This window comes from Paenibacillus sp. S28 (genome assembly GCF_016624415.1).
Taxonomy (GTDB): domain Bacteria; phylum Bacillota; class Bacilli; order Paenibacillales; family Paenibacillaceae; genus Paenibacillus_AQ; species Paenibacillus_AQ favisporus.
In genome coordinates this window covers 18,556-34,448 of the sequence record NZ_JACVTM010000013.1, presented here as the reverse complement: position 1 = coordinate 34,448, position 15,893 = coordinate 18,556, and the positions used below count along the sequence as shown (strand labels likewise).

General features: G+C 54.6%; 13 protein-coding genes. 9 read left to right on the top strand and 4 right to left on the bottom strand.

What is annotated here, in order from left to right; all coding sequences use genetic code 11:
* Window positions 1-135: 135 nt before the first annotated feature.
* Both IAE55_RS25215 and IAE55_RS34150 read left to right on the top strand, forming a co-directional pair.
* Complete coding sequence (locus IAE55_RS25215; protein ID WP_145139360.1) at window positions 136-1,107, top strand: acetylxylan esterase; 972 nt, start codon at window positions 136-138, stop codon at window positions 1,105-1,107.
* A gap of 467 nt (window positions 1,108-1,574) precedes the next feature.
* Entirely contained in the window at window positions 1,575-4,823 is a 3,249-nt protein-coding gene (locus IAE55_RS34150) for an S-layer homology domain-containing protein (RefSeq protein WP_200634221.1), read from the top strand.
* A gap of 77 nt (window positions 4,824-4,900) precedes the next feature.
* On the opposite strand, the gene IAE55_RS25205 is transcribed toward IAE55_RS34150, so the two are convergent.
* Both IAE55_RS25205 and IAE55_RS25200 read right to left on the bottom strand, forming a co-directional pair.
* Window positions 4,901-5,644: an MBL fold metallo-hydrolase gene (locus IAE55_RS25205; protein ID WP_442793352.1), complete on the bottom strand. Its 744-nt coding sequence runs from the start codon at window positions 5,642-5,644 to the stop codon at window positions 4,901-4,903.
* 203 nt (window positions 5,645-5,847) lie between these two features.
* Window positions 5,848-6,816, bottom strand: coding sequence for a hypothetical protein (locus IAE55_RS25200; protein WP_200634220.1), 969 nt, complete (start codon window positions 6,814-6,816; stop codon window positions 5,848-5,850).
* Between the two features lie 281 nt (window positions 6,817-7,097).
* Between IAE55_RS25200 and IAE55_RS25195 the strand changes: the two genes are divergently transcribed.
* From IAE55_RS25195 to IAE55_RS25185, 3 genes are all read left to right on the top strand, one after another.
* The gene (locus IAE55_RS25195) at window positions 7,098-8,156 is read left to right on the top strand and encodes a fatty acid desaturase (protein ID WP_200634219.1); all 1,059 of its coding nucleotides are present in this window, start codon (window positions 7,098-7,100) and stop codon (window positions 8,154-8,156) included.
* A 69-nt stretch (window positions 8,157-8,225) separates the two neighbouring features.
* A complete protein-coding gene (locus tag IAE55_RS25190; RefSeq protein WP_105445188.1) occupies window positions 8,226-9,368 on the top strand; it encodes a sensor histidine kinase in 1,143 nt (380 codons plus the stop codon).
* Complete coding sequence (locus IAE55_RS25185; protein ID WP_105445189.1) at window positions 9,365-9,964, top strand: response regulator transcription factor; 600 nt, start codon at window positions 9,365-9,367, stop codon at window positions 9,962-9,964. Before IAE55_RS25190 ends, IAE55_RS25185 begins: the two co-directional genes overlap by 4 nt.
* Window positions 9,965-10,005: 41 nt before the next feature.
* Here the strand turns inward: IAE55_RS25185 and IAE55_RS25180 are convergent, their stop codons facing one another.
* The gene (locus IAE55_RS25180; protein WP_105445190.1) at window positions 10,006-11,415 is read right to left on the bottom strand and encodes a sensor histidine kinase; all 1,410 of its coding nucleotides are present in this window, start codon (window positions 11,413-11,415) and stop codon (window positions 10,006-10,008) included.
* On the bottom strand, window positions 11,393-12,130 hold the full coding sequence (locus IAE55_RS25175; protein WP_105445191.1) for a response regulator transcription factor: 738 nt from the start codon (window positions 12,128-12,130) through the stop codon (window positions 11,393-11,395). Before IAE55_RS25175 ends, IAE55_RS25180 begins: the two co-directional genes overlap by 23 nt.
* A 164-nt stretch (window positions 12,131-12,294) precedes the next feature.
* On the opposite strand from IAE55_RS25175, the gene IAE55_RS25170 reads away from it, so the two are divergent.
* The 4 genes from IAE55_RS25170 (at window position 12,295) to IAE55_RS25155 (ending at window position 15,870) form a co-directional block, all read left to right on the top strand.
* On the top strand, window positions 12,295-13,197 hold the full coding sequence (locus IAE55_RS25170; protein ID WP_105445192.1) for a hypothetical protein: 903 nt from the start codon (window positions 12,295-12,297) through the stop codon (window positions 13,195-13,197).
* A gap of 236 nt (window positions 13,198-13,433) precedes the next feature.
* On the top strand, window positions 13,434-14,531 hold the full coding sequence (locus IAE55_RS25165) for a threonine aldolase family protein (protein ID WP_105445193.1): 1,098 nt from the start codon (window positions 13,434-13,436) through the stop codon (window positions 14,529-14,531).
* A 139-nt stretch (window positions 14,532-14,670) separates the two neighbouring features.
* Complete coding sequence (locus IAE55_RS25160) at window positions 14,671-15,177, top strand: DedA family protein (protein WP_076173067.1); 507 nt, start codon at window positions 14,671-14,673, stop codon at window positions 15,175-15,177.
* Window positions 15,178-15,270: 93 nt separating this feature from the next.
* Window positions 15,271-15,870 (top strand): peptide-methionine (S)-S-oxide reductase MsrA, encoded by a 600-nt coding sequence (locus IAE55_RS25155; protein WP_325168681.1) that lies wholly within the window; start codon window positions 15,271-15,273, stop codon window positions 15,868-15,870.
* The last annotated feature ends 23 nt before the right edge of the window (window positions 15,871-15,893 follow it).

Here is a 15,893-nt window from a genome sequence, read left to right as displayed (position 1 = left end):
TGGGTTAGCAAACCTTGTCGAGGATAGCTTCTTATTGGTTGCAGGCACGGGCAGGAAATAAAACGGTAACGGGCGAATGTAAGTAAGATTAAAAATTACTAAATTGACTTTGTAAACAAAGAAAGGTTGATGATTGTGCCACTCGTAGATATGCCGCTGTCCCAGTTGAAGCAGTATGAAGGAAGAAATCCGAAGCCGGATGATTTTGATACATACTGGTCGCAGGCACTGGAAGAAATGCGGGCTGTTGATCCGCAGGTGGAACTCGTTCCAGCGGATTTTGAAGTGCCGTTTGCCGAATGCTTTTCGCTGTATTTCACCGGGGTGAACGGCGCGAGAATTCATGCCAAGTACGCCAGGCCAAAAGGGGCCGCCCAGCCTCACCCGGCCGTGCTGCAATTTCACGGTTATACGGGAGACAGCGGGGATTGGATGGATAAAATGGTCTACCCGGCGATGGGTTTCTCCATCGCATCGCTGGACGTCCGCGGCCAAGGCGGCTTGTCCGAGGATAAGGGCGGTGTGGTCGGCAACACGCACCATGGACATATTATCCGCGGCCTAAGCGACAAGGACCCGCACAAGCTGCTTTTCCGTGACGTGTTCCTGGACACCGCACAGCTGGCGGCGATCGTGATGGGCTTCCCGGAGGTCGACGCAGACCGCGTGGGGGCGACGGGCTGGTCACAGGGCGGAGCACTGACGATTGCGTGCGCCGCGCTGGAGCCGAGAATCAAGAAGGCGGCCCCGGTATATCCGTTCCTGAGCGATTATAAGCGGGTATGGGAGATGGATCTCAGCGTTCATGCGTACGAGGAACTCCGTACCTATTTCCGCAAGTTCGACCCGCAGCATCAGCGCGAAGACGAAATTTTCACCAAGCTTGGCTATATTGACATCCAGAACCTGGCTTCGCGCATTGAGGCCGACGTCATGGTTGGCGTAGGACTGATGGACACGATCTGCCCGCCATCGACCCAGTTCGCCGCCATTAACAAAATGAAGTCGCCTGTGAAGCTTGAAATCTATCCGGATTTCGGCCACGAAGGTCTCCCTGGCCTGAACGACAAGATCGTGCAGTTTATGAAGGGACTCCAGCAGGAATAGTCGCGTATCATAGCCGCAGATGATAGCGGTGGATTGATTGGCTAGCTCTTAGGCTATAAAAGAGGCTGCGTTTCATTCCGGCGTTGCTGTGATCGGATGCATCGCATCGTTTGACAACCGGCTGTCATTGAGCGGACTTTTTTGCACTCCTTTGTTTTTCTAACCTACATGCTCCTTAATCAAAGGCATTCCTTGAGGCTAAATATCGGCCAGGGAATGCCTTTTGGCGTCTGTAAAATGGTACGGGTTACGGAAATGGATAGTGTTTAGAATGGGGGTACGACCGGATAGAAAAAAATATCGAATTTTGGCGGCCCAGTTAACTTTCGTTAATTGTTGGTGCCTGTTTGCCTTGCTACGATAGGGATGCCTTTTTGATCCCGATTCAAAAGACCTAGACGGAAAGACTCATGCCGGCTTGGTGTTGGGACAATTTTCATATCTGAAAGAGCAAGGAGAGATAGGAAATGCACCGATTAAGAAAGCTAAGTCTGGGAGCCGTGCTTATGTTCGGCCTGCAGCAGCTGTACCCGGTGGCGGCATTTGCCGAAATTGCAGTGGAGCCGCAGGAGGACCCGTTTGTTTTTTATGTTAGCGACAACGATTATGGTGAGGGATACAAGCTGAGGGTTAGCTCCTATAACGATCAGGAAGACCTTTTGCACGAGGAGACCAGCGCGAACCCGCCGAATGAGCCTTTCGTCATTTCCATTAATCCGTACGAAAATCCATGGATTCCGCACGTGGATCTGGATGACCCGCATCCAATTACGTTCCGGGTGGAGACGATTAAAATGAACGTCAGCGGTTCGGAAGGGGAGGGAGCATCCCCTGAGACCTCTGGCGGCACTGGCGGAAGTGAAAGCGGCGAAAGTGAAACCGGAGATGCGGGGCAAGCCGATCCGATTCCCGGGAACTCCGGGGAGCCTGGAGGTTTGCCTGGAATCGGTATCGAATCGATTAGCTCCGATGTACCGCAAGGGGATAGCACAAGTGTGGCGGCGGTTCCCGGCAATGAAAACAGCGAAGAGATTGTGGACAGCGTCGATTATACGTGGAGCCCAATGGCGACCGTCGAAGGGGATATCCCCGTTGAACCCGGATCGGTGGACGACCTGAGAGTGCTGGTGGCGAGCGGAGACAGCCTCGGGACCTCCGTAGGCGAAGGTGATGAAGGATTTAAATACGATGAAGAAACACATACGGTCCATTATAAGGTAAACCTGCCGAAGGGCGGACCTTACCTCGTCGAGGCCACAGTTGACGGTGACCCTTATGGATCGGCTCTGGTGAAGCCGGTTACCGGGGTGAACCGTTTCCCAAGTAAAACGCTGCTCGAGGGCAACCAGATCCATACTTATTTTGAAGTAGACGCTGATCCACTTGTCCCGTACACCGTAGAACAACTGAATGGGATGGACGACAGCTTGAATGCGGCCGATGGACAGACGGTCGATTTCGGCGGACAAACGTCCAATACGTCCAAGGAGGTCGAACTTCCGTTCGAATTTCCGTTTTATGGGGAGAAGCATGGCCAGATCTGGATCGATATCAACGGAGGAATTTATTTTGACAATTATTCCACTCCGGGTCCAGAGAATTATCCAGATGTAGATGCACCGCCTGCACTGCAGGCCTATGTATCCGGTCTGAGGCTGAATTCTAACGATCCCAGTTCCAAAATCCTGACGAAAACGATCGGGGAGGAAGGGGACCGGAAGTTTATCGTCCAATGGAACAATATGTATTTTTATAACGCCGATGCCCCGATTACGTTCCAGGCGATTTTATTCGAAAATGGGGATGTGCAATATCAGTATCCGAACATCACGATAGAAAACCGCGAATACGATGACGGCGAGGCTTCAACGATCGGCATTCAAGCCGCTCAGGGCTTGTCCCTAAATTACCTCCTCTATTCGCATCGCATGTCCATGATCGAAAGCAACCAGGCGATCCGCTTCAGCCCGGTAACGGTCTCGGACGAGAATCCCTCCGATCCCGGTCATGGCCAGTACACAGTGACCTACAACGGTAATGGCAGCACAGAAGGCGAAGTCCCTGTGGACGAACAAGCTTATGGTACTGAGGATAGCGTAACTGTTCAGGGGAACTCCGGCGGCCTTAAGAAGGATGGGTACGATTTTGCCGGGTGGAGCCGGCATTCGGACGGAAGCGGCACGCTGTATAAGGAAGGCGACACCATTTCGGTCGGCTCGGAAAATATAACGCTCTATGCGGTATGGGCGCCGGTAACTCCTCCGGGTGGCGGCGGCGATAACGGAAACGGCGGAGGAGGAGATAACGGCTCCGGCGGAGGGGATCATGGCTCCGGCAATAACGGCGGATCTAACGGCGGTGGAAGTAACGGTGGCAACAATAGCTCGGGCGGCAGCGGCGGATCGAATAACGGCGGCGGCAGCACTGGCGGCTCAACCGCGCCAGCATCTTCGGGAAATTCGGCTGCCAGCGTTCCTGCGCCGATCGTGGTGAACGGTAAGTCTTACGATGGTGTGCTTCAAACGACGACTTCTACCAATAACGGGCAGACGTCCGTAACGGCGGTCCTTGATTCGTCGAAGCTGCAGGCCATGCTGAGCCAGGCCGGGCCGGGACAATCCGTCACCATTCCGGTCATGCAGGCGGCAAATACAACGACGGTGGGGCTGACAGCAGAATCGCTGAGGGCTCTGGAAAACGGCGCCAGTCAGCTGGTGATCCAAACCGCAAACGGAAGTTATCAGATTCCGGTTTCTGAGATCGGCACGTCAAGACTAACCCGGCTCTTCCAAGCTTCAGGTGATGTTACGGGCATGAACGTCCAGATCACCATCGCCGGGTATGAAGCGGCAAAGGCAGCACAACTGCAGGCAGCCGCCCAAAAGATGGGGCTGCAGCTGGTGACCGGGCCGGTCGATTTTCGGATTGCAGCTTCGTTCCAGGGTCAAACCTTGAACGTTAGTCCGTACAGCACTTATGTGCAGCACGTCCTACCGATTCCGGCAGCAGGTGAAGGCATTGTGTCCATGGGAGTCATGCTGGACGAGAACGGAACCGTGCATCCGGTGCCTACCCGGTTGACCGGAGAGAAGGGCAGCCGCAGTGCGGTCGTGAGCAGCGTAACCGGCGGTACGTTTGCCTTGGTTGGCTACAGCACAAGCTTCAGCGATGTGAGCGGGCATATCCAAGAGGTCGTACAAAACCTTGCCTCCCGCCTGATTCTGCAGGGAACGGGGGATGGCCGATTCAATCCTGACCGTACGGTGACCCGCGCAGAATTTGCGGCCATTCTGGTCCGCGCGTTAGGGCTTGCCGGCGGAGGCCAATTAAGCAGCTATGCCGATGTGAAGCCGGGCGACTGGTATACGGAGGCCGTCACGCTCGCCCAAAAGTACGGCATCGTGAACGGTTACAGCGACGGCACGTTCCGTCCCGGCCATACGATTACCCGTGAGGAGGCGCTGGTCATGTTCAACCGGGCCGGTAAGCTGGCCCGCTTGAAATCCGGTGCCGATCAGGAAGGCTTAAGCCAAGCATTGTCCGCATTTACAGACAGCCAGGCTGTGTCGGGCTGGGCGGCCCAGGCAGTGGCCGAAGCGGCTCAGAACGAGCTCTTGAACGGCCTTGGCGCTCAGCTGCAGCCGAAAAAAGAGATCACCCGAGCAGAAACGGCCGAGATCCTTCAGCGTTTGCTGGAGAAGTCAGGCCTCATCTGATCGTATAAACACTATAGAACATGCAGAGGCAGCTGCCGGGAATATCCCGGCAGCTTTTTTGTTCCAGCCGCTGGGGCTCAGTCCATACCCACCAGCGCTTCAAGTTGAGCCCGAATGGCGCCGCGGGCAAATCCGCCATGATAACAAATGACGTTCTCGATCTCGTAATTCAGGTACCTCTGCAGCGAATGTACCGCCGCGTCCATATCCGGCGTGGAAGGGCGGTGGGGTCCCATCAGCTTGCCGTTAACGCTGAACATCGCATCCCCGGCAACCAGCGTTTGGCTCCGGTGCAGATACAGACTGAGGTGTCCCGGCGTATGTCCCGGTGTATAGATCACCTCGATTCCTCCGCAATAGGGCAGCACCTGCCCGTCTTCCAGCGTGTGATCGACCCTGCCCTTAGGCAGGTTGGCGATCAGGAAGGAGACAATCTGCCTGCGCTCACCTTCCGGTAAGCCTTCCAGCTGCCAGGCCATGTGCTCCATTGTAGCCTTCATTAGTGGGAGCTCGCCTTCGATATACGGCTTCTCCAACGGGTGGGCGTATACGTTGATGCTGAATCCGGCTTCCTCCAGAATATCCGGCAGGCTGCCGATATGATCGATATCCTGATGGGTCAGCAATATTGCCCGCAGTTGCTCTGCCTGAACGCCGTGCCGCTCCATTTCGTTCCGGATCTGCCCCCACTGGCCGGGCGTACCGGTATCGATCAGCACCGCGTCTTGTCCGTCCCAAACAAGCGTAGGGTGTATCGTTTGGGGGCCGCCAAATCCGTCAATCTGCAGTTCCAGCATGATTGCACCATGTTCAATGATCAAGGGAACACCTCCTTTATAGTCAGTTCATAGCGAATGGGCTGCGAAGATACATCTCCCTACCAGAATAACGATCCAAGCGGGCGTAAGGATACGTGAACAGCGTGCCGCTCGAAAAAACATTCCCGGACCAAGCAGCGAAGGACCGGACCCCACATAAAAAAAGCGGTAAGGCCCATGGGCCTTACCGCTATACTCGCAAAGCGTTAGGATTTTTTCTTGTCGGAGCCTCCAAAGTTCAGGCCGAGCTCACCGTCATGGCTGCCGACATTGCCGCCGACCTTAAAGCTGACGCCTTTACCGCCACCAACTTGCGCCCCGGCATGCGCCCCGAGACCGTGATCGCCGCCCACATGCGCACCTGCGCTGAGGCCGGCTCCCTGCCCGCCGCCGACCTGGCTGTTCACATAGGCGCCGACGCCGTGATCTCCGCCAAGCTGGGCTTCCGTATTCAAGCCGATCCCCTGGTTGATGCCGACATGACCGTCGGCGTGGACGCCCAGGCCGTACTTGCCGCCCAATTGGGCGCCGGTATCGAAGCTGAGGCCATGGCTGCCACTTACCCCGGCTTCACCTTGAACGCCGAGCCCGTAGGCTTCGCCGCCGACATGCGTGCCGGCTTGGGTGCTGACGCCGGTGCTGTCCATCTGGCCGCTGGCGCTAACTCCAACGCCATGTTTTCCCCCGACTTCCATGGAGGTGTTCATCTGAATTCCTTTTGTGGATTCGGCTTTTTGCTCACCCTTTACGGCTTCGCTTTTCACAGGCTCCTCTTTCTTGGCCTTTTCCTTGACGGGTTCACTTTTTACCGCTTCACTTTTCACAGGAGCTTCCTTTACGGCCTCAGGTTTGACTGCCGTATTCTCGGGCTTTGCCAGCTCTGTTTTCTCGGTAGTAGGGTTAATCTTGAATTTGTAGCCTTGGGGCGTAGGTTCAACCCGGTTCCAATCATAGGAGAACGGCTGCGGAGCAATGGGGGCAAACGGATAAGGATAGGAGTTGAGCTGCCCGATCGTGTCGTATGCATAGTACGTGCGGTAGGGAACCGGATAGACGTACTGGGGCCACGTATAGGGAAGGGGGTATGGATAAGAGGATCGCTGGTTGTAAGCATAAGCATACGGGTCCACGCATGGCTGCCAGCACGGCCCGTACGGATGTCCATTCGTAATCATGGGGAACCTCCATATTTGAATTTAATACTATAACCTATTCACATGGAGCCCGAGGTGACACCCGCCTACGGGTTGTTTCTTCGAAAGAGAAGATGTATTATTTCCGAGCCTCGCTAAGGTGCCTATTCGCTTGTCTCTCACACCCCCGTATATGACGTTTGTCATACTCCCTACCTGATGTTCATGACTACTCGGTGACGGTTTGGTTTTCTATACTTAGGTATAAGACGTCCTCGGATACCCCGAGTATGACGGCATGCTTCATTCAGGGAGGAAGACAGATGAAAACACAAACCAAGGTCACCAATCTAAAAAAAGAAATGGCCCCCTATGAGAAAAGCAATACGAAATCGAGCATCATACAGGTCGTGACAACCCTAGGACCTCTGTTATTACTCTGGTACGCCGCATATTTAAGCTTATCCGTATCGTATTGGATAACGATTCCTATAACCATTATTGCTTCCGGATTCGCCATTCGGACCTTTATTATATTTCACGACTGCTGTCACTATTCTTTCTTTCAGAATCGGCGGGCCAATGAAATCATCGGTATGATTACGGGGATTCTGACGCTTGTTCCGTACCAGCAGTGGAAGAACGAGCACTCCATTCATCATGCCACGAGCAGCAACCTGGATAAACGGGGGATCGGCGATATGTGGGTGATGACCGTGGATGAATATGCCGCGGCGTCATGGACGAGGAGGCTGGCTTACCGCTTCTATCGCCACCCGGTTGTTATGCTCGGACTCGGGCCGATCTTCGTGTTTGTCATCTCGTACCGTTTTAACCGTAAAGGAGCGAAGCGGAAGGAGCGCATCAACACCCATGTGACGAATGCAGCGATTGTCGGCTTGTATGCAGGGATGTGCTGGGCGGTAGGCTGGGAGGCGTTTCTGATGGTACAGCTCCCGATTTTATTCGTATCTGGGATGCTGGGCATTTGGCTGTTTTACGTGCAGCACCAGTTTGAAGATTCCTACTTTGAAAATGAGGACGAATGGAGCTACGTAAAAGCAGCGGTGGAAGGAAGCTCGTACTACAAGCTGCCCAAGGTGCTGCAGTGGATCACAGGTAATATCGGTTTCCATCATGTTCACCATTTGAGCCCGAAGGTGCCCAATTACAATTTGGAGAAAGCGCATAATTCGACGCCGCCGCTTCAGAAGGCTACGACAATTACGCTCGCGACGAGCTTGGCCTCTCTTAAATTCCGGCTGTGGGATGAGGAGAACAAAACATTTGTCAGCTTTAAGCAGATCAAACTTGGTCGGCGGCAAACCGAGCGTGGAGCTAAACCGATCAAAGCCAACAGAGCAAGCATACAAGGGGAATAGCGCTGTTATCCCGCGTTTATGATAAACTACAAGGAATACTATCGTTCGCACATCGGGGGGGCAGCGGCCTTGCAGAAATGGTACCAAATTTTCCACAGGAGCACAGGACTTAGTCCGTATGTGTGGGTCATCTTTTATATTGTCCCTTTTTATTTCATATTTCGTTCTTCGTCCACGGTTCATGTGGTATTCGGCACTCTGATGATTCTGGCGTTCTTCGGCTGCTATGTGTTGTCGTTTGTATCCAAAGGCTGGTGGTTATATTTTTGGACGTCCATTCAGATTCTGATATCTCTGGCAATGACCCTGATCTTCGGCTATGTCTATTTCGCACTGTTCGTTGCGTTCTTTATCGGAAATATTCATCGCTGGGTTGGATTCGTCACGCTGTATACGATTCACCTCGTCACGACGTTGGTTACGGTGAATTATGAATATGTGACGCAGAATCCCGTCATGATTACCCAAATACCGATCGTTCTGATCAGTCTGATTGCGGTGATTCTGCTGCCTGTCACCACATACTATCGGAACAAGCGAGGGAAACTTGAGATACAGCTGGAGGATGCGAATAAGCGGATTTCCGAACTGGTGAAGCTGGAGGAGCGCCAAAGAATCGCCCGCGATCTCCATGATACGCTGGGTCAGAAGCTGTCCCTTATCGGGCTGAAGAGTGATTTGGCCGGCAGATTAATCAGCACGGACCCGGCTCAGGCGCAGGCTGAGATCAACGATGTGCGTCAAACGGCAAGAAATGCTTTGAAAGAGGTGCGGGATATGGTCACACAGATGCGCGGCACGCGCCTCGAAGATGAAATGTTCCGCATCAAGCAGATCCTTAAGGCGGCCGAGATTGAATTTGTTATGGCAGGAGACCCGATTCTCAGCAATACCTCGTTATTGGTTGAAAATGTGCTGAGCATGTGCCTGAAAGAAGCGGTGACGAATGTGGTCAAACACAGCGGCGCCACCGTCTGCTCGATCGTCATCGAGTCGTCTGCAACCGAGCTGACGATGAAGATCATCGACAACGGGATTGGAATCCAAACGGACCCGGGCTTGGCCAGAGGAAGCGGACTGCGTGGGATGAAAGAACGGCTGGAGTTCGTAAACGGCAGCATGGAAATCACCGCGGGCATCGATCCGGGCACGAAGGTGATCATTAAAGTGCCGAACGCCGTTAAACACCCGGATAAGGAGGTCATCATATGATCCGAATCGTTATAGCCGAGGACCAACGAATGGTGCGGGGCGCACTTGCCTCGCTGGTCAATTTGGAAAAGGATATGCAGGTTGTGGGCCAAGCGAGCAACGGCGAGGATGCCGTCAAACTGGTTCTACAACTGAAGCCTGATATTTGTATCATGGATATCGAAATGCCGGGGAAGAGCGGACTCGAAGCGGCCGAGGAACTGAAAGGAAGCGGCTGCAAGGTAATGATTCTGACGACCTTTGCACGGTTTGGCTATTTCGAGCGGGCCATTAAGGCCGGGGCATATGGATATTTGTTAAAAGACAGCCCCAGCGAAGAATTGGCAAGTTCCATTCGGAGTATCATGGCGGGCAGACGGATTTATGCGACAGAGCTCGTCGACGATGCTTCCGGTCAGGAGAACCCGCTTACCCCACGGGAAAAGGACGTGCTCGGCCTCATTGCCGATGGCAAGAACACAAAGGAAATCTCCAGTCAATTGGATATCACGCAAGGAACGGTCCGGAACTACATTTCCGTTATTCTGGATAAGCTTCAAGTCACGAATCGGGTGGAAGCCATTACGCGCTTTAAAGAGAAGGGCTGGTTCAAATGATTCGATCCCGATGGCCCCTTGGAATGGATTTTGGATGAACCTTAAGGTTTACCGGGTCCGTTTCCAGGGGGCATTTTTGTATTGGACCCTGTAGCCGTTGGAGCTGCCGGAAAGCTCATCGAGATTACAGCCCCGCCTTCCTGCCGGTTGCCTGCGGCAATGATCCCGCCGCAACGCTCCACAATCGCCCGCGAGATCGCCAGCCCTAGGCCGGACTCTCCGTCCTTGCCCTTTACGAACCGGTGGAAAAGAAAAGGGAGAAGCTCATCCGGGATGCCGGGCCCGTCGTCGCTGATGGTCATTTCGATCCGACCCTCCACGACCTTGGCGTGTACATTCATTTGCTCAACGGCATAGCGGGCAGCGTTGGACATGATATTCAGCAGCGCCTGAAGCAGCTTGTCCCGGTCGGCCACGACCCCGAACGGCCCGGACGGCGGGGTGTAATCGATCTGCAGCCGGATCCCTTTCTTGACCAGCAGCGGATTCATGCGTTCCGAAGCTTCGGTGACCAGTTCCTTCAGGGACACAGCGTTTTTGCGGAATACATCTTCCTCGCTGTCGAGCTTCGCAAGCAGGGTCATCTCCGTTACCAGCTTCTTGAGCCTGCCGCTTTCGCTGATGATGATATCGAGGCCTTTGCGGATGCGCTCACCTTCAAATACCCCGTCACGAATGCCTTCCGCATAACCCGCGATGGACATCAGCGGGGTTTTCAGCTCATGCGATGCGTTTTGGAAAAACTGCTTCTGCACATGGTTAAACCGGTCCAGCTCCCCGGCCATGTCATATACGGACTCCGCCACGGAGCCGATCTCGCCTCCGGCTCTGACGAAGCGAACCTCGGAAAACCGGCGCTCCTTGACCTTGATCAGCTCCTCCTGCAGGCTCATGAGCGGCCGGATCAGCTTCTTTGTAATAAACAAGCTGAACGCGACCATGAACGCGCCTCCGACGCCGAAAATAATCAGCAGCCGCTTCAGCAGCGCCTGTTCAATCGTTTTGACGCGGCTTACCGGCGTAAGCAGCGTAAGCGTTCCCTGCGGCATGACGCTCACGGACGTAATAAACCTCTTGTCCGTCCCGTCTACGATGTCTTTAAAGACCTGCTCGCCGGAAACGCCCTTTACAGCCTCAGTGATTTTCATGGCGGCATTCGGAGCGGTTACAGGCATGCTTTTCCCCTGGATATCCGTGAAAATGGCCGCAACTCCGCTGGTTTCCGCCATTTTAACCGGCAGGGCAGGGGTTGTGGACAGCTCCGCCGCAACGGTTTGAATGCTGTCGACCCGCAGCTTGGCGGATATGACGGCGCCCATGGCCTTCAGGTCCTCCTTCTGGGAGCCGATCAGGTGGTCCAGCAGGACGAAATGGATCACCACGGCCGTAACGGACAGGACCAGCAGCAGCGCGATCCCGAAGGCCAAATTAATCTGATGCACGAGCTTCATCGTGAGCGTCTCCTCCTTCGTGTCTTAACCGGTAGCCATGTCCCCAGATGGCTTCGATCGGCACATGCTCCAGCTTTTTACGCATCCGTTTGATCAAATGATCGACCGCCCGGTCGCTGCCGAAATAGTCGTCGCCCCAGACCCGGGTCAGCAGCTCGTCCCGCGTGAAGGCGCGGTTCGGATGCTCGGCCAGCACCTGAAGCATCGCAAACTCCTTGCTGGTCATGTCCACTTCTTCCCCGTGCCAGAATACGCGCCGTTCGTCGGGGATCAGCTGCAGCCCTCCCGTTTCGATCCGGGCCGGATGGGACAGGCCCGCTGCGGCATCGCCGGATCCGCTCAGCTTGTACCAGCGCTGGAGCTGCCGTCTGATACGTGCGACGAGCTCGCGGGGGCTGAATGGCTTGACGAGGTAATCGTCGCTGCCCAGCTCCAGGCCCAATATTTTATCGACCTCGTTGTCTTTGGCCGAGATCATGATGATCGGCACTTCCGCCTCCTGCCGGATCCGCCGGCAAAATTCGTAGCCGTCCATGCCCGGAAGCATGATATCCAGGACCCACATGTCCGGCGGTGACGTCCGCCACAGAGCCCAGGCCTCTTCCGCGCTGCCAAGGCCGACCGTGCGGTAGTTTTCTTTTTGTAAATACGCCTCGACAAGATCCCTTATATGTACATCATCATCGACCACGGCGATGACGTAACTGTTGTTCATCCCATGTACCTCCCGGATTGGAAATTCATCTCCAGTATATCAAGCGGGCGCCTGCGTATGGAGCTCTGCCATTGTTTTTCCATAATTTCTCCCGCGGGCTGCCACAATCGTTCCGTAGACTGGGACATGTAACACCATATCCGAATTAAAGGAGTGCTGAATCAATGATTCGAAACGCATGGTTTAAAAAGACGGTCGCCTCTGCGCTGCTCATGTCCGCCGTAGCGGCCCCGGCCGTAACAAATGCAGACGCGAGTGAACAGCCCCAGGTTCCTTCCGATGTTCCAGCCAAGGTGGCTGCGATACCGGCAATAAAGGGAGCGGTCGTCACATCGGCCATGGCAGATCCGCTCGAGCTGGCCCAAAAATATGCGCCGGACACCGTAGAAGACTGGAAGCAGACATTGGAGCAATTCAAAAAGGTGGCAGGAGAAGGTCCACGCTTCTTCAGCGTAATCAAAGCGGTTCCTGTGGAAGATGCAGCGAAAGTAAAATCGGGTGAAGCGTCTCCGGTTACGGAGACGCTTCAGCAGGCAGCAACTATTTCCGGGGAGAAGATCCGGATCGAAATCCTCGACAAGTTGAAGGGTGAGATGGCCGATGCGCTGGGTCAAGCCAAGGATTTGGAGCTAGCCGATGTGCCGGATCAGATCAAGGTATTCGATAAAGCCGAGGTGCTGGGCCAGCTCAAGGAATTGGACAAAGCTGAGGTATTGGGCCAGATCAAGGAGCTGGTGAAATCCGAAGCGACGGACCAAGCCAAACCTGTGGATGAGGCCAAGGAGCTCGGACCTGCCAAGGTCATCATCTCCAAGCTGGGGGACCTGAAGGTAGAGGCGGCTAAGACTGAGCCGGCGGCGGCAGGCGATTCAGAGCATTCCAAAACTTTGAGCATTGCCGTCAGCAAGGAAGCAAGCGAGTCCGCCATTGCGTTTATGAAGGCCCACATCGCTTTGCATGACGCCGTGGAGTCCAAGGACGAGGCGGCCATCAAGGACGCGCTCGCCAAGCTGCTCGTTCAATACAAGGCGCAGATCAAGGAACTTGAAGCGGCGGCTCAATCTTAATCGTTCGATTGAGCAGTCCGTACAGACACATACAGGAGATATGAAGGCAGTCCCTGTTTCAGCCCCGGCTGGAGCGGGGGCTGTTTGCGTGCGCAAAAAATTTTGCATCTTCCTTTCAAGATTTAGTATGCTAAAGACAGCAAACAACGATCGTTGTTGAACATGTCACGTGAACGGCCGGACTTATGCATAGTCCGGTTGCAATGCGCGAGTTGAAAGGGAGTCGGTCCGGACGAATGAATACGACTAAAACATTGGCAGAAGCAGGCAAACAGGCGGAATATGTATTGGGAGGGCACGGTCCACGAAATCTGGATGTGCTGAAGGAGGCCTTCCGGGAGGTGGACGGGTCCCTTGGTGGCGATGCCTACGGCAAAGGCAAGGTGATAGAGGATTTTCAGAACAAAATGGCGGCGTATTTGGGCAAGGAATCGGCCGTCTTTTTCCCGAGCGGGACGATGGCCCAGCAGATTGCGCTGCGGATCTGGTGCGATGAGAAGCAGGTGAAGAAGGTGGCATACCACCCGCTGTGCCACCTGGAAATCCACGAAGAGGACGGTTTAAAAGAGCTGCATCATATTGAACCGGTGCTTCTGGCGGACAAGGATCGCCTGATCCGGCTGGAGGACGTCGAGCGGATGCCGGAGGACGTATCCTGTCTCCTGCTGGAGCTGCCCCAGCGCGAAATCGGCGGCCAGCTGCCGGACTACGGCGAGCTCGAAGCGATTTCCGCCTATTGCCGCGAAAAGGGCATCCGACTGCATCTCGATGGAGCGAGACTGTTCGAGGTTACGCCTTACTATGGAAAAACCGCCGCGGAAATTTGCTCGCTATTCGACAGTGTCTACGTTTCTTTTTATAAAGGCATCGGGGGCATTTCCGGTGCGGTCTTGGCGGGAAGCCCGGATTTTACAGAGCGGTCCAAGGTATGGAAGCGACGGCACGGCGGGGACCTGTTCAGCCTGTATCCGTATGTAGTCAGCGCCGATTACTATTTTGACCGGCGCATTGGACGGATGGAGCAGTATTATGAGGAAGCCAAAGAGCTTGCCGCGCTCTATAACGAATGCCACGGCGTCACGACAAGGCCGGTCGTTCCCGTATCGAATATGTTTCACGTCCATATCCAGCTTGGCAAAGAGAGGCTCGAGGCGCTCCTGGTGGATATCATCAGCGAAACAGGCATTCAATTGAATCATTATGTGAAAGATAATGGGGATTCGGAGTCCTCCTATGAAGTCAGCATCGGGGACATGTATGCCAAGGTGCCCAAAGAACGAATCCGGGACGCGTTCCGGGCGCTTGACCGGAAGCTGAAGGAAGAGCTGGGCTAAGAAAGGTTCAAACTGTTGAGGATGGGATTCTCAATGGACCGGAAGGCGGCATAAGTTAAAAGGGGGGCCTGTCTGGCAGCGTGCCTTCAGGGCTTCAGCATGGACTATTTTTGCTGGGTATGGGAGGAACCGAAAGAGTATGGATACGTTGATGGGACTCATTGAGCAGGTGGGTTATTTTGCGTTCTTTTTCGTATTGTGCTTAGGCGTTATTGGCCTCCCGCTTCCGAACGAGGTGGTGGTCATGATCGGCGGGGTGCTTGCCGGGACAGGGCATCTGGCACCGGTCTCTTCGTTCATCACGATTTACCTGGGAATCTGTTCGGGCTTAACCGTCGGCTTTGTCGTCAGCCGTCTGGCGGCAAGCCGCCTGCTCGACCGTCTGACCAGGTCCAAGCGGATGGCCAGGTATATCGATAAAGCGGAGCTGCTGAACCGGAAATACGGTAATATGGCCATGTGCATCAGTGTATTCCTGCCTGTTCTGCGAAACGTGACGCCGTATGCCGTCGGCATGAAAGGAATGGCTTACCGCCGTTTTGCCCTGGTCTCTTACACGACAGCGTTCGTGTGGACGCTGCTGTATTTTCTGATCGGCAGCACGCTCGGGCTTCAGGTCGACGATATCAGTACGATGTTCGCCTAAATGTTGAAGGGGGTGAAACCAATGCGCATACAGGATTCCGGATCCCATCATTCTCAAGAGCCAGGTGTTGCTCCAGAGATAGTGACGCTGGGGATGGGCTGTTTCTGGAGCCCGGAGGCATTGTTCGGCCATATGCCGGGGGTAATCCGGACGCGGGTTGGCTATGGAGGAGGAACGACATCAGACCCCACGTACCGGAACATGGGTGATCATACAGAGATGGTCGAGGTCGTGTATGACCCTGGCGTCATTTCCTTTTCCGACATTCTGAACGCGTTCTGGGACAATCATAACCCTTTGAATATTAACGATTACAAAGGCAGGCAGTATTTGTCGCTGCTCCTCTATCGCGGTGATGGACAGCTGAAGGTGATTCACCAGGTCCTGGCCTGGCGCGAGGAGCAGGGCAAAGGACGGCCGGATACGGAAATCGCTCCCCTTACGGCCTGGTACCCGGCGGAAGACCGCCACCAGAAATACTACTTGAAAAGGCATCCGGATGCGATCGAGCAGTTGAGCCGGCTCTATCCGACGCATGAGGAGCTGGTGAGTTCCACGCTGGCCGCCAGGCTGAACGGACTAGCCAAAGGATACACGAGCCTGGAGCGAATACAAAAAGAGATCCATACCTGGCCACTCGCGGAAGAGGAGCGAAGCCTGCTGCTGGAAACGGCCAAGCGGATTAAATGGTGATATATAACGGACAGAAAACAAAC